Genomic DNA, 13,764 nt, shown 5'->3' with positions numbered 1-13,764 from the left:
AGCAAATTAGAGCATTCAATGGGAGAAAGCAGAATTTCTCCCATTTATCATTGCCTTATCGTTCCCGTTTCAAGACCACAAACTCCAGGTTATAGGCATTCTTTTCATCTTTTGAAAAATGCTCTTTATGAGTCTGTTTCCAACCTTCTCCCCAGTCAGGGAACTGCGTATCGCCTTCTATTTCCGCATCGATGTGAGTGATATACAAGGTATCGGCAATTGGTAAACACTCTGCGTAAATTGAACCGCCACCAATGATCATTAGCTCTTCAATACCTTCAACAAGTTGTTTTGCTTGATCGATGCTGGTAGTGGTCTCTACCCCTTCAATTTTCAAGTTAGGGTCACGGCTGACTACAATGTTACGTCGCCCAGGTAGTGGGCGCCCGATCGACTCATAGGTCTTACGCCCCATAACAACAGGCTTACCCATAGTACAACGCTTAAACCACGCAAAGTCGGCAGGAAGGTGCCAAGGCATGTCGTTATCTTTACCAATAATGCGGTTGTGTGCCATTGCGGCGATCATGCTGATTTTCATTCGGGTCCTTTTAAACGGCTAACGCTTCATTAATCTAAACAATGGGTTTGCGGCGGTAGAATAGCAAACCGGGCATGGCTAAGCCAATGGCCAGCCCAGCGATGATAAACATGGCTTTAAGGAAGTTTTCAACCAATGCACCAAAAAGCGCATCGCTGTAACCAAGACTATTCAATTCTACCAAGGCAATCATCGCTTTAAAGGCGTATACCCCCGGCACCATAGGAATTAATGCGGCAACAGTAAATACCTTAGGGTGAGCCAAAAATCGGTGTGACCATTTCACTCCGATAAAACCAACGACGGTAGCAGCTAAAAATGTCGCCCACTCAATAGGCACACCATACTCCATTAGTAAGAAACGGCTGCCGTGACCGATAGCTCCGCCAATGGCACAAAACTTTAGAGCATTAGCGGGCACATTGAAAACCAGAGCAAACCCTATGGCGGGTATCGCTGCGAAAAACATGTCGTTGATGAGCGCTAAAAATAGATTCATCCTATCCACCCCCATACACCAACGATATTCATGGCACCTATGATCCCCATTGCGGTTGCCAGAGTGAGAAGACTCGCCATAACAAAGCGAGCGATGCCCATGTCCACGTAACCTTTCAACATATCCGCAACCGCATTAATCAAAGGAAAGCCGGGAACCAACATCAGAACTGATGAAGCCATTGCGATAAATGGTTCGTTTCCGATTTGAAAAAGCATCGCCTGAGCAGAAACTAAGGTGGTGACAAAAGCGGTCACGGAGAAATTTAAGAATGGATTAAAGTGACGATGACCAATTTCCTGACGAACGATCATGCCAAGTGCAGACGCCAAGAACGTCATCGCAAAAATTGCCCAGTCTCCGCCAGCTAAGCGGCTGAATGATGCACAAGAGAGTCCAATCATAACCACGACCAGCCAGCGGTTGTAACGCTCTGGCGTGATTGCGTCTAATTTTTCCTGAGCCAAAGTACTATCTAAAAGCCCTTTCTCCATCAAAATGCAAATGCGCTGTATCTGAGTGACTGCGCGCATGTTGATGCCTCTGTCTGGGCTTCGTCTGGCGGTGGTAATACAATTGCCATGCTTAAGCGTAGTCACAACAAGTGAACTGGCTGAGAGTGATACTTCCACTTCATCCATTTTACTGGCAATACCTATTCGGCGAGCAATATCACTCACCAACGTGCTTTCCGCACCATGAGCGAGCAGCATTTGCGCTGCCTGAGCAATAAGGCGTGTCACTTTTCGCTGACTGTTTTCCATAACAACCTAAACATTCAATTCATGCTCAGAAAGTATACTGAGCTTCTACACATAAAAAATGCCGCAACCAAAGATTGCGGCATTTCTGTTAACAGTGAGCTTAATCGCGGACGTAGATAACGTGACCGTCATCTTCTTCATCGTCCCAGTCATCCCAGTCGTCTTCGGTAATGACATTTTTTCCACTCATCGCATCTTTATGGTAGTCGTCCCACATAAAGTCGACCTTGTCTTCCTCGGTCTCTTCTTCTACTTCACGTGGTAGATTTTCCATAAAGTCCGCCAGTTTGTAACAAAGCTCTTTCGTGCCCTGCTTGTTAACAGCAGAAACTTTAAAGTACTCGTCTTCCCAACCCAGAGCATCCAAAATCTCTTGGATTTTCTCATTGGCTTCTTCTTCTGGCATCAAGTCAGTCTTATTGAATACCAACCAGCGAGGCTTTTGAGCGACTTTTTCACTGTATTGCTCAAGCTCATCAATAATGGTCAGAGCATTTTGGATAGGATCCGACTGATCGATCGGCATAATGTCGATCATGTGCAGTAAGACTCGGCAGCGCTCAAGGTGTTTCAAGAAACGAATACCCAATCCAGCGCCATCCGCAGCCCCTTCAATAAGACCAGGAATGTCCGCAACAACAAAGCTCTTCTCTGGTACGACACTCACTACGCCTAAGCTTGGAATGAGAGTGGTAAACGGATAATCCGCCACTTTCGGCTTCGCTGCAGATACCGCTCGAATAAACGTAGACTTACCCGCATTAGGCAGACCAAGCATACCAACATCAGCAAGCAGAAGAAGCTCAAGGCGTAATTCGCGAACTTCGCCTTTAGTACCCATTGTCTTTTGACGAGGAGCACGGTTAACGGACGATTTGAAACGCGTGTTGCCTAAACCATGCCAGCCACCTTTGGCAACCATGATTTTTTTACCGTGTTCGGCAACTTCACCTACGATTTCGTTAGTATGGATATCAACCGCACGCGTACCCACCGGTACTTTCAACGTAATGTCTTTGCCGCGCTTACCCGTACAGTTACCACCACGACCATTTTCACCACGATCAGCGTTATAGAAGCGCTGGAAACGATAGTCGATAAGCGTATTTAAGTTTTCATCCGCCTGGACGTAAACATCACCACCATCACCACCATCACCACCATCAGGACCACCTTTGGCGACAAACTTCTCACGCCAAAAGCTAACAACGCCGTTACCACCGTCGCCAGCCTCTACTTTAATTACCGCTTCATCAACGAATTTCATCTCTTACTCCGCATTTTTTGCGTTTCAATACCACTCGAGTAAAGTGATATAAATTCTAGCAGATCCAGATGTAAGATCGATCACCTGAGATCCAGGATCGGTCTGCATTCAAGAACAAAAAGAAAAAGTTTCTAGCACGTCTTAATTGTGCTCTTTAGACTATAAGTTTCTATCGCCAGAAAATTGTGCTTTGTGCTCTGTCATAAATAAAAAACCCCGCCGAATCGGCAGGGCTTTTGAATTCAGCTAGAAACTAAAATTATTCAGCTTCGATGCTAACGAATTTACGGTTTTTAGGACCTTTCACTTCGAACTTAACTTTACCGTCAGTTAGAGCGAATAGAGTGTGGTCTTTACCCAAACCTACGTTGTTACCAGCGTGGAACTTAGTACCACGTTGACGAACGATGATGTTACCCGCTAGTACAGATTCGCCACCGAAACGCTTAACACCAAGACGTTTACTTTCTGAATCACGACCGTTACGAGTAGAACCGCCAGCTTTTTTGTGTGCCATTGTTAAACTCTCCTAATTTCGATTAAGCGTTGATGCCAGTGATTTTCACTTCTGTGAACCACTGACGGTGACCTTGTTGCTTACGAGAGTGCTTACGACGACGGAACTTAACGACTTTAACTTTGTCGCCACGACCGTGCTGAACCACTTCAGCAGTAACCTTGCCACCCTCTACTAGAGGAGCACCAACAGTGATTTCTTCACCGTTAGCTACAAGAAGAACTTTATCGAACTCAACAGTTGCGCCTGTTTCAACGTCTAATTTCTCTAAACGAAGAGTTTGACCTTCGCTTACACGGTGTTGTTTACCACCAGATTGGAAAACAGCGTACATATTTTACTCCGCTTTTTCCGCACAGCCTATGCTTTGTTGGGCATCTTGGGTGTGCGCTAAACTAATCATCAATAGGGCGCAGATTCTACAGAAAGGACAACCCTATGACAAGCCATATTTTGAAAAAATTGGCGAAAAGCTAATCGCCAAAGAAAAGTGAGCCAATCATGCCGTTAGATAATGCATTTCGCAACGATTTTTAGTGTAATATTCAGCAATTAATCAAAATCATTAAGCCTTACAGGGTCTAACCTCAGCCGGAAGTACAATGGATTTTAAAGCTATCCAAGCGCTCACAGCCGATGATATGGCAAAAGTGAACGAAACCATCCTTGCTCAACTCAACTCGGATGTAAGTTTAATTAATCAACTTGGATTTTATATTGTGAGTGGAGGCGGCAAACGCCTACGCCCACTTCTTGCTGTGCTTTCTGCACGTGCATTGGGATACCAAGGAAGCAGTCACACCACTGCAGCTGCATTTATTGAGTTTATTCACACTGCTACACTGCTGCATGATGACGTTGTCGATGAATCAGACATGCGTCGAGGAAAAGCAACAGCCAACGCAGCGTTTGGTAATGCGGCAAGCGTATTGGTGGGTGACTTTATCTATACTCGCTCTTTCCAAATGATGACTGAGCTAGGATCCATGAAGATCCTTAAATTGATGAGCGATGCCGTAAACATCATTGCTGAAGGTGAAGTGCAGCAGTTAATGAACTGTAATGACCCAAGCACCACTGAAGAAAGCTACATGCAAGTCATCTACTCAAAAACAGCAAGACTGTTTGAGGCAGCTACTCAAATTGGCGCAATCCTGACGGACTCATCACCAGAAATAGAGACGGCCTTGCAAAACTACGGCAAGTACCTAGGTACAGCCTTCCAGTTAATTGACGATGTTTTGGATTACACGGCAGACGGCAAAGAGATGGGTAAGAATGTGGGTGATGACCTCGCAGAAGGCAAACCTACTCTTCCTCTTCTTTACGCAATGAGAAATGGTACTGAAGCACAACGTGAGATGATCCACGAGGCGATTGAAAAAGCCAATGGCATGGAGCGTCTGGATGACATTCTTCAGGCAATGAAAGAGACAGGCTCTCTTGAATACACTACAGATCTAGCAAACAAAGAAGCTGATAAAGCCATCGCCGAACTTGATGTACTGCCGGAGTCAGAATACAAAGAAGCACTGGTGACGCTTGCTCATATGGCGGTGAAACGCAGTAAGTAACAGTTAATGTCTGTTAACACTGACCACTACGAATAAGCGCTCCACTGGGAGCGCTTATTCGTTTACCCTAAACAGCCATTGTAAATATGCCAGCTCTGTTCTAGCTCACTGATGGATTGCATTATCTGCTGATTAGATTTTGTGTTTTCCATCAATACCATGTTGGTTGCTGTATCTACGATTAAGACCTCTGCCACGCAGTCGTCTTTTTCTACCCACATTCCTTTTGTCAGTCTGGAAATATCCACTTTCACTCTCCTACTTACCTAGCACGAATTGAATTACGTAAAGCATAGGAAGAGCGATCAAAAAAGCCGACCCAAAAGGTCGACTTTTACATTTAATGGCTTCGGGTCAATGACCCCTGGTGATTACTTTGCGAAGTCAACACCGATAGCGATATCACCTTTCAGTGTATCTAACATGCCATCCAGTGCAGCCTGCTCGTAAGCACTGATCTCACCGTAGCTCAGTACTTCTTCTACACCGTTCTTACCAAGTTTAACTGGCTGAGCAAAGTATTCTGCGTGCTCGCTGCCACCGTCAACGTAAGCGCACTCAATAACACCTTCTTCACCCTGAAGTGCTTTAACAAGTGCCAGACCGAAACGACATGCCGCCTGACCCATCGAAAGCGTTGCACTACCGCCACCCGCTTTAGCTTCTACTACTTCAGTACCTGCATTTTGGATACGCTTAGTCAGAGCTTCAACTTCTTCGTCAGTGAACTCTACACCTTCAACTTGAGAAAGCAGAGGAAGAATAGTCACACCAGAGTGACCGCCGATAACAGGAACGCGAATGTCGCCTGGATCTTTGTCTTTTAGCTCAGCAACAAAAGTTTCAGAACGGATAACGTCCAGAGTAGTTACACCAAATAGCTTACGCTTGTCGTAAACGCCTGCTTTCTTCAGTACTTCTGCAGCGATTGGAACAGTCGTGTTTACTGGGTTTGTAATGATACCAACGCATGCCGAAGGGCAAACAACAGAAATTTTCTCAGCAAGCGACTTAACGATGCCCGCATTCACATTAAACAGATCCGCACGATCCATACCTGGCTTACGTGCAACACCAGCGGAAATCAGTACAACGTCTGCACCTTCCAGTGCTGGTGTAGGGTCTTCACCTGCATAACCTTTAATTGAAACCGGCGTTGGGATGTGGCTCAAGTCCGCTGCAACACCTGGAGTGACTGGAGCGATATCGTAAAGTGCAAGATCAGAACCTGCTGGTAAACGGTTCTTGAGTAGAAGTGCAAGTGCTTGGCCAATGCCTCCTGCGGCACCAATGACGGCTACTTTCATGGTTATTCTCCTTGGGTAATTTAGCAATACTTCACGTTAAGGTATGAAACGTTTGGGAGTTGGGTTTTTTAACCTCATATGTAAATAAGAAATTATAGTAACTACGATCTTATTACAATTAATTAACCCCAGCTTTGCGACTTCGCGCAACTCACCTCTGACGTGCCACAAAATGAAGCGAGAGCATGCTCTTAAAACATTGAAGCTACAACAAGTTGGATTCAAAATTTTGTGGCATTAATCTCATATATTCTCGTGACTTTGGCACAACTACAAGTGACTTTAGTAGCAGAAATCGGGCAGAAGTTGGTGAAGGCACATTATCTATGCAAAAATAACAAAAATAGTTTTAATTATATGAAACTGAGAATCATGCGAAATACAGAAAAGCAAGACACCCTTGTGCGCGCGTTTAAAGCGCTATTAAAAGAAGAGCGTTTTGGTTCACAAGGTGAAATTGTCGACGCGTTGAAGCTGGAAGGTTTTGAAAACATCAACCAATCCAAAGTTTCACGTATGTTGACTAAATTTGGCGCAGTGCGTACCCGCAATGCCAAAATGGAAATGGTATATTGCCTTCCAGCAGAACTTGGGGTTCCAACGGTTTCCAGCTCTTTAAGAGAGTTGGTTTTGGATATTGACCACAACAACGCTCTTGTTGTCATCCACACGGGTCCGGGAGCAGCTCAACTGATTGCCCGGCTACTTGACTCCCTTGGAAAATCCGAAGGCATTTTGGGTGTGGTTGCTGGTGACGACACCATATTCATCACCCCTACATTGCCTGTTACAACCGAAGAGTTATTCCGTTCGGTTTGCGAATTGTTTGAATACGCTGGTTAATTTTCACACGCTGAAATGTTATTTTTGATGATTACATTAAATAAGCGAAGTAGATCACAAAAAATACAATCTGCTACTTAACTAAGCCCCAAACTCTAACCCCATGAAAAACAAAGATTTTATGGGGTTATTTATTTCCTTTATTCCATTTCGTCTCCAGACTTATCGTCTATAGAAATTAACATTCTTGTAATTTCCAACCTGATTTTTGCTATTATTCAGCCACTTTTTCATCTAATGGACTGAAAAAGATGCCGTTTCCAATAGGAAGCTATTCCACATCACGTGGCGAATAATGAAAATAAGGAAGGGAAATTCATGGCATTTAAACACCTTGTAAAAATCAGTGCGATTGCAGCAGCCGTTGCAGGTGCTGGTTCTGTTCACGCTCAAGAATTCATTACCATTGGTACAGGCTCCGTTACTGGCGTTTACTACCCAACAGGTGGTGCGATTTGTAAGCTAGTGAACAAAGGTCGTAAAGAACACAATATCCGTTGTTCAGTAGAATCCACTGGCGGTTCTATCTACAACGTAAATACCATTCGAGCTGGTGAACTGGACTTTGGCGTTGTTCAGTCAGACTGGCAGTTCCACGGTTACAACGGTACAAGTAAATTCTCTGAACAAGGTCCGTACAAAAAGCTGCGTGCTATGTTCTCTCTTCACACTGAACCGTTCAACATCATTGCACGTGCAGACGCAAACATTGAAAACGTTGCTGATCTTAAAGGCAAACGTGTGAACATCGGTAACCCTGGTTCTGGTGATCGCGCAACAATGGGCGTAGTGATGGAGTCATTTGGCTGGACAAACGACAGCTTTAAGCTGGCATCTGAGCTAAAAGGTTCTGAGCGTTCACAAGCACTTTGTGATAACAAGATTGACGCATTCATTTACATGGTAGGTCACCCGAATGGCTCTATTAAAGAAGCGACAACATCTTGTGACGCGAAACTGGTATCTGCAACGGGTAAAGAGATCGACAAGATCGTAGCGGACAACCCTTACTACGCGTACAGCAACGTACCTGCTGGTATGTACCGTGGTACTGATGGCGACGTTAAGAGCTTCGGTGTTGCTGCAACTATGGTAACCACTTCAGACGTATCTGACGAAGTTGCTTACAACGTAGCAAAAGCGGTATTCGAAAACTTCAGCACGTTTAAGCGTTTGCACCCAGCATTTGCAAACCTGAAGAAAGAAGACATGGTGAAAGCGGGTCTTTCCATTCCTCTACACCCAGGTGCTGAGAAATACTACAGAGAAATTGGTCTGCTTAAATAAAGCGCCTGCTCTTTAAACGATAAAAAAGGAGGCGCGATTGCCTCCTTTTTATTGCCTTTTGACAGCGCATACAAACAGTCGCTCTCCAGACAGCACCTACGATAATTCTGACTGATGCACTGTTTCAAAACACCGATTATTGTCTTGAGTAGTCTCAATAGCTAGACTGAATACACTTGTTAATATTTTGTTAAGATTTTTTCGTTACATTAAATGAACGATCGGCTGCAGGATACGCAGCACAAAACACCAAAAATAATAAGGATAACGTACATGACGCAGACAACAACACCGTCTCAAGATGTGCAAGATATGGTGGCACAGGCCGACACCGGAGCACGAAACCCTTCAGGTATTCCAGGTCGGATCTTATGGTTTGTCCCTCTTTGTTGGTCCCTTTTCCAACTGTGGTACGCATCACCTCTGCCATTTATTTTCAATATTTTCGTTCTGAACGACACAGAAGCCCGAGCAATCCACCTGACATTTGCAATCTTCCTGGCATTTACTGCTTACCCGGCGATGAAAAACTCCCCAAGGGATCATATTCCCCTTATCGACTGGGTTTTGGCACTGGCAGGTAGCTTTTCAGCGGCATACATTTATCTATTTTATACCGAGCTCGCAGGGCGTTCTGGCGCACCCACTACGTTTGATATCGTAGCAGCCGTTACAGGCATGGTGTTATTGCTAGAAGCGACTCGTCGCGCGCTTGGTCCCCCACTCATGGTGGTTGCAGCGGTCTTCTTAACCTACACCTTTGCAGGTCCATACATGCCAGACGTAATTGCCCACAAAGGCGCAAGTCTGAATAAGGCCATGTCACATCTTTGGTTAACAACTGAAGGGGTATTTGGCGTTGCATTGGGTGTATCGACTTCCTTCGTATTCCTGTTCGTATTGTTTGGTGCAATGTTAGAGCGAGCAGGTGCAGGGGCATACTTCATCAAAGTCGCATTCTCACTACTCGGTCATATGCGTGGTGGTCCTGCAAAAGCAGCAGTAGTGGCTTCTGGTTTATCAGGTCTGGTTTCGGGCTCGTCCATTGCCAACGTTGTGACCACAGGTACGTTTACCATTCCACTGATGAAGCGCGTCGGCTTCCCTGGCACTAAAGCTGGTGCTGTTGAAGTTGCAGCATCCACCAACGGTCAGCTAACACCGCCAATCATGGGTGCTGCCGCATTCCTGATGGTGGAGTACGTGGGCATTTCTTATGTTGAAGTGATTAAAGCAGCACTTCTGCCTGCGTTGATTTCTTACATCGCTTTGATTTACATCGTTCACCTTGAAGCCTGTAAAGCAGGCATGACTGGTCTGCCTCGTCGCCATAACCCAACACTGGTACAAAGCCTTCTTTCCTTTACAGGAACAATTTTAGGTCTGTGTATCATCAGTGCATTGGTGTACTACGGTGTAGGCTGGACGAAAGATGTGTTTGGCGAAGCGGCAACGCCGATCGTAACCGTTGCTTTACTTGTGGCATATGTGGCACTGATTCGCGTATCTTCTAAGCACATGAAAGAGGGCAACATTTCGATTGACTCCGAGTTAACCGAAGTCCCTGAACCGGGTCCAACCATTAAGTCTGGTCTGCATTACCTTCTGCCTATCGTTGTGTTGGTTTGGTGTTTAACCGTAGAGCGATTCTCACCTGGTCTGTCTGCTTTCTGGGCAACAGTGTTCATGATCTTCATTCTGATCACTCAGCGTCCGCTGCTTGCCATCATGTCTAAATCTGGCGACAGCGTTGCCACTCAAGCAAAAGAAGGTTTTGTTGACCTGGCGGAAGCACTGGTCTCTGGTGCTCGTAATATGATTGGTATCGGTGTTGCGACAGCAGCCGCTGGTACGGTTGTAGGCGTAGTTACTCTGACAGGTATCGGCTTGGTAATGACAGACTTCGTTGAGTTTATCTCAGGCGGCAGCGTTATCCTGATGCTTCTGTTCACTGCGGTTATCTCACTTATTCTGGGTATGGGTCTTCCTACCACCGCAAACTACATCGTAGTATCGACTCTGATGGCTCCAGTCATCGTGACACTGGGTGCAGCTCATGGATTGATCATTCCTCTGATTGCCGTTCACCTGTTTGTGTTCTACTTCGGTATCTTAGCCGATGATACGCCACCAGTTGGTCTGGCTGCTTTTGCTGCCGCAGCGATTGCAAAGTCTGACCCAATCAAAACTGGTATTCAGGGCTTTACCTACGACATCCGAACTGCAATCTTGCCATTCATGTTCATTTTCAACACCCAACTACTGATGATGGGTATCGACTCGTGGTGGCACCTGCTTCTGACGGTGATTTCTTCCATTATCGCAATGCTGATTTTCTCAGCAGCAACGCAAGGCTGGTGGTTCACGAGAAACAAATGGTGGGAAACTGTACTGTTGTTGGTGCTGACGTTCTCCTTCTTCCGTCCGGGTTTCTGGTGGGACATGCTTTACCCAGCAAAAGATTACTATGAAGGCAATCAGATTGTTGAAATTGCAGAAGGTCTGAACATAGGTCAGACTCTGGAACTTCGTGTGGGCGGTGAAAACTTAGATGGCGATTACAGTGAAAAGACAGTACGTCTGCCATTCGAAGATTCAGCCGCAACAGGTGAAGAGCGAGTGAGCTCCATGGGTCTGATGCTGAACGAAGTCGATGGTCGCATGATTGTTGATATGGTTGAATTTGGCAGCCCTGCAGAAGCATCTGGTATCGATTTTGACTGGGAAATTAAATCGGTTGTTCTGGAAGCGGATCGCCCAATGAAAGAGTGGGTGTTTGTTCCTGCCCTTCTGATTTTGTTTGCCATGGCCTGGAACCAACGACGTCGTGCGATGAAAGACGCCATTCCAGCTTAATTCATTCTAAAATCGGCAGCACCCAATCCGGTGCTGCCTTACAAGAGATAAGCTATGTATAAAAATATATTGGTTCCCGTCGACCTTAACGACGAAGGCTTTGCTGATAAAGCCATTGAGCTGGCTGTTTGGCACGCTAAAAACTCAGATGCAAAAGTCCACCTACTAACCGTTCTTCCGGGTATTCATAACTCCATGGTCGCTACGTACTTTCCAAAAGACGCGGCCAGCCAGATGAAGAAAGACGTAAAAGCGCAGTTGCAGAAAGTAGCAGATGAAAGCCTAACCAAAGCAAAAATCACAAACGAAGCACATGTCGCTGAAGGCAAGCCTTACGCCGCCATTCTTAAGCATGCAGACAAACTCAATGTCGACCTTATCATCATGCCTAGTCACAAGCGTTCTAAGCTAAACAAGGCAGTATTGGGTTCAGTCGCATCCAAGGTTGTGCAAAGCGCCAAAGTCAGTGTATTGGTAGTGAAACCACAAGGTTAAAGTTCAATACCTTACAGAAGTGAAAAGCACGCTGTTCAGCGTGCTTTTTTGTATGTTCTAAACCACTCGATTGTGTAATTCCCCATCGACATAAGACTCAATATTCTCGACCAGAATTTCACAAAGACGAGTGATTGCACTGTCGCTTCCCCAGGCTACGTGAGGAGTGAGCAATAGATTGGGTAAATCCATATTCGCGATCAGAGGGTTAGACTCGTCGGCGGGCTCTTGGGTAAATACATCCACGCTGGCACCTGCAATGGTATTGGATTGAAGTGCTTCCACCAGCGCATTCTCGTCAACTAAGCCACCTCGACCTGCATTAATGAGAATGGCATTGTTCTTCATTTGCTTGAGCTCATATGCGCCAATCAGATTGAGGGTACTTTCGGTAAGTGGGCAGTGCAAACTGATAACATCCGACTCGGTCAGCACCTGTTCAAAGGGTGAATAACCCTGACGACATTCCGATTCACCTTTGCGTTCTGCATAGATGACATTCATACCCACCGATTTTGCAAGTTTGCCTGTTGCTCTTCCCAATGCGCCCGAGCCGATGATGCCCATTGTGGAACCGGCAATATCACCGATAGGATGAGTAAAAAAGCAGAACTGCTTTTTCTTCTGCCATTCTCCATTGGCGATGTCTTGGTGATACGCCATGAGGTTGCGTCTTAGCGCAAACACTGATGCAATAACATGTTCAGGAACTGATTGGGTCGCATACCCTTGGATATTACAAACAGCGATACCGCGGCTTCTACAGTACTCAAGATCGATGTTGTTGGTGCCAGTCGCCGCAACAGCTATCAGCTTGACCGACGCCGCAGATTGCAGGTTGTCGGAGTTCAGAACCACTTTATTGGTAATGATGATGTCGGCGTCCTGAATGCGGCTTGTCGTTTCTTCGGCTGTCGTCAGTGGATACTCTATCCACTCGTGGTCAAAAGCAGGTTTTGGAACGGGAATCTGGGCAGGAATGGTGTCTCTATCTAGAAAGACGATTTTCATTGAAGGCTCCTTTCCTGCCTCTGATTAGGGTCTGTTGACCTAGGGTGTAGGCAGGGTCTTATAATCCGGTAATGTGTTATCGAGCTGAAATTGTTGCAGAATTTCGGGTTTCGCTTCGGGATAAAAATCACAAGGCACGAACATCACCTGCAATTCTTGCGTTGCTGGGTGGTAAAACGTCAGCTCTGTTGCATGCAACTCTAGCCTATCGGCAAACGCCATGGCTTCTGGAGACGCATAAAACTCATCCCCAACAATCGCGTGACCTAAAGCTTGCATGTGGACTCTTAATTGGTGAGAGCGTCCAGTGATGGGTAATAACCTGACGATGGACGTCTTCTCTTCACGCTTAACGACTTGATAGCGAGTTAGTGAAGGCTTTCCATGCTCAAAACAGACTTTCTGACGTGGGCGATTTGGCCAGTCACAAATCAGCGGTAAATCGACTTCACCCTGATCGTTTTCGGGATGCTCCCAAACGCGAGCGTAATAGATCTTATGGGTCAAGCGATACTGAAACTGCTTTTTCAGTGCTCGTTCTGCTTCTTTGTGTTTGGCGAACAGCATCAAGCCAGAAGTCGACATATCCAGCCGATGCACCACTTCTATCTCAGAATACGTTTCACGCAAACGGCTCCACATGCAGTCTGCGTGCTCTGGCGCTTTGCCAGGAACAGACAGTAAGCCAGAAGGCTTATTGGCTATCAGAATATCTTCATCCTGATAACTGATGTCTGTCCAAGGTTCTGTGGGTGGAGTGTATTCAAGCATTGCCATAATAAAGACGCGTTCGGTTGGTTTAA

15 protein-coding genes are annotated in these 13,764 nt (G+C 45.8%); 5 read left to right on the top strand and 10 right to left on the bottom strand.

Going from position 1 to position 13,764, the window contains the following annotated elements; genetic code table 11:
- Nucleotides 1-55: 55 nt before the first annotated feature.
- The 6 genes from folA to rplU form a co-directional block, all read right to left on the bottom strand.
- A complete protein-coding gene (gene folA / locus RH89_RS10750) occupies nucleotides 56-541 on the bottom strand; it encodes a type 3 dihydrofolate reductase (RefSeq protein WP_004401777.1) in 486 nt (161 codons plus the stop codon).
- A 34-nt stretch (nucleotides 542-575) separates the two neighbouring features.
- A complete protein-coding gene (locus RH89_RS10745; RefSeq protein WP_412179117.1) occupies nucleotides 576-1,040 on the bottom strand; it encodes a threonine/serine exporter family protein in 465 nt (154 codons plus the stop codon).
- Complete coding sequence (locus tag RH89_RS10740; protein WP_004401775.1) at nucleotides 1,037-1,804, bottom strand: threonine/serine exporter family protein; 768 nt, start codon at nucleotides 1,802-1,804, stop codon at nucleotides 1,037-1,039. Before RH89_RS10740 ends, RH89_RS10745 begins: the two co-directional genes overlap by 4 nt.
- Nucleotides 1,805-1,904: 100 nt before the next feature.
- The gene (gene cgtA, locus RH89_RS10735; protein ID WP_004401774.1) at nucleotides 1,905-3,071 is read right to left on the bottom strand and encodes an Obg family GTPase CgtA; all 1,167 of its coding nucleotides are present in this window, start codon (nucleotides 3,069-3,071) and stop codon (nucleotides 1,905-1,907) included.
- Between the two features lie 259 nt (nucleotides 3,072-3,330).
- Nucleotides 3,331-3,588, bottom strand: a complete 258-nt coding sequence (rpmA, locus tag RH89_RS10730; protein WP_004401772.1) for a 50S ribosomal protein L27 — start codon at nucleotides 3,586-3,588, stop codon at nucleotides 3,331-3,333.
- Nucleotides 3,589-3,610: 22 nt separating this feature from the next.
- Nucleotides 3,611-3,922 carry a 50S ribosomal protein L21 gene (gene rplU, locus RH89_RS10725; protein ID WP_004401771.1) on the bottom strand — a complete coding sequence of 104 codons (312 nt, stop codon included), beginning with the start codon at nucleotides 3,920-3,922 and terminating at the stop codon, nucleotides 3,611-3,613.
- Nucleotides 3,923-4,190: 268 nt separating this feature from the next.
- On the opposite strand from rplU, the gene ispB reads away from it, so the two are divergent.
- A complete protein-coding gene (gene ispB / locus RH89_RS10720) occupies nucleotides 4,191-5,162 on the top strand; it encodes an octaprenyl diphosphate synthase (RefSeq protein WP_004401770.1) in 972 nt (323 codons plus the stop codon).
- Between the two features lie 62 nt (nucleotides 5,163-5,224).
- On the opposite strand, the gene RH89_RS10715 is transcribed toward ispB, so the two are convergent.
- Both RH89_RS10715 and mdh read right to left on the bottom strand, forming a co-directional pair.
- Nucleotides 5,225-5,410 (bottom strand): hypothetical protein, encoded by a 186-nt coding sequence (locus RH89_RS10715; protein ID WP_004401769.1) that lies wholly within the window; start codon nucleotides 5,408-5,410, stop codon nucleotides 5,225-5,227.
- Between the two features lie 123 nt (nucleotides 5,411-5,533).
- Entirely contained in the window at nucleotides 5,534-6,469 is a 936-nt protein-coding gene (gene mdh, locus RH89_RS10710) for a malate dehydrogenase (protein WP_004401768.1), read from the bottom strand.
- A 372-nt stretch (nucleotides 6,470-6,841) separates the two neighbouring features.
- On the opposite strand from mdh, the gene argR reads away from it, so the two are divergent.
- The 4 genes from argR (at nucleotide 6,842) to RH89_RS10690 (ending at nucleotide 11,950) form a co-directional block, all read left to right on the top strand.
- Nucleotides 6,842-7,312, top strand: coding sequence for a transcriptional regulator ArgR (gene argR / locus RH89_RS10705; protein ID WP_004401767.1), 471 nt, complete (start codon nucleotides 6,842-6,844; stop codon nucleotides 7,310-7,312).
- A 318-nt stretch (nucleotides 7,313-7,630) separates the two neighbouring features.
- On the top strand, nucleotides 7,631-8,599 hold the full coding sequence (locus RH89_RS10700) for a TAXI family TRAP transporter solute-binding subunit (RefSeq protein WP_004401766.1): 969 nt from the start codon (nucleotides 7,631-7,633) through the stop codon (nucleotides 8,597-8,599).
- A gap of 273 nt (nucleotides 8,600-8,872) precedes the next feature.
- Nucleotides 8,873-11,455, top strand: coding sequence for a TRAP transporter permease (locus tag RH89_RS10695; protein WP_004401765.1), 2,583 nt, complete (start codon nucleotides 8,873-8,875; stop codon nucleotides 11,453-11,455).
- A gap of 54 nt (nucleotides 11,456-11,509) precedes the next feature.
- Nucleotides 11,510-11,950 carry a universal stress protein gene (locus tag RH89_RS10690; protein ID WP_004401764.1) on the top strand — a complete coding sequence of 147 codons (441 nt, stop codon included), beginning with the start codon at nucleotides 11,510-11,512 and terminating at the stop codon, nucleotides 11,948-11,950.
- A gap of 57 nt (nucleotides 11,951-12,007) precedes the next feature.
- On the opposite strand, the gene RH89_RS10685 is transcribed toward RH89_RS10690, so the two are convergent.
- Nucleotides 12,008-12,961, bottom strand: a complete 954-nt coding sequence (locus RH89_RS10685) for a D-2-hydroxyacid dehydrogenase (RefSeq protein ID WP_004401763.1) — start codon at nucleotides 12,959-12,961, stop codon at nucleotides 12,008-12,010.
- Between the two features lie 39 nt (nucleotides 12,962-13,000).
- On the bottom strand, nucleotides 13,001-13,738 hold the full coding sequence (rluA, locus tag RH89_RS10680) for a bifunctional tRNA pseudouridine(32) synthase/23S rRNA pseudouridine(746) synthase RluA (RefSeq protein WP_004401762.1): 738 nt from the start codon (nucleotides 13,736-13,738) through the stop codon (nucleotides 13,001-13,003).
- Nucleotides 13,739-13,764: the final 26 nt, after the last annotated feature.

The sequence above is a fragment of the Vibrio nigripulchritudo ATCC 27043 genome (assembly GCF_000222685.1).
GTDB classification, from domain to species: Bacteria; Pseudomonadota; Gammaproteobacteria; order Enterobacterales; family Vibrionaceae; genus Vibrio; species Vibrio nigripulchritudo.
The sequence above is the reverse complement of the archived record's forward strand: the minus strand, read 5'-3'. Positions and strand labels throughout refer to the sequence as shown.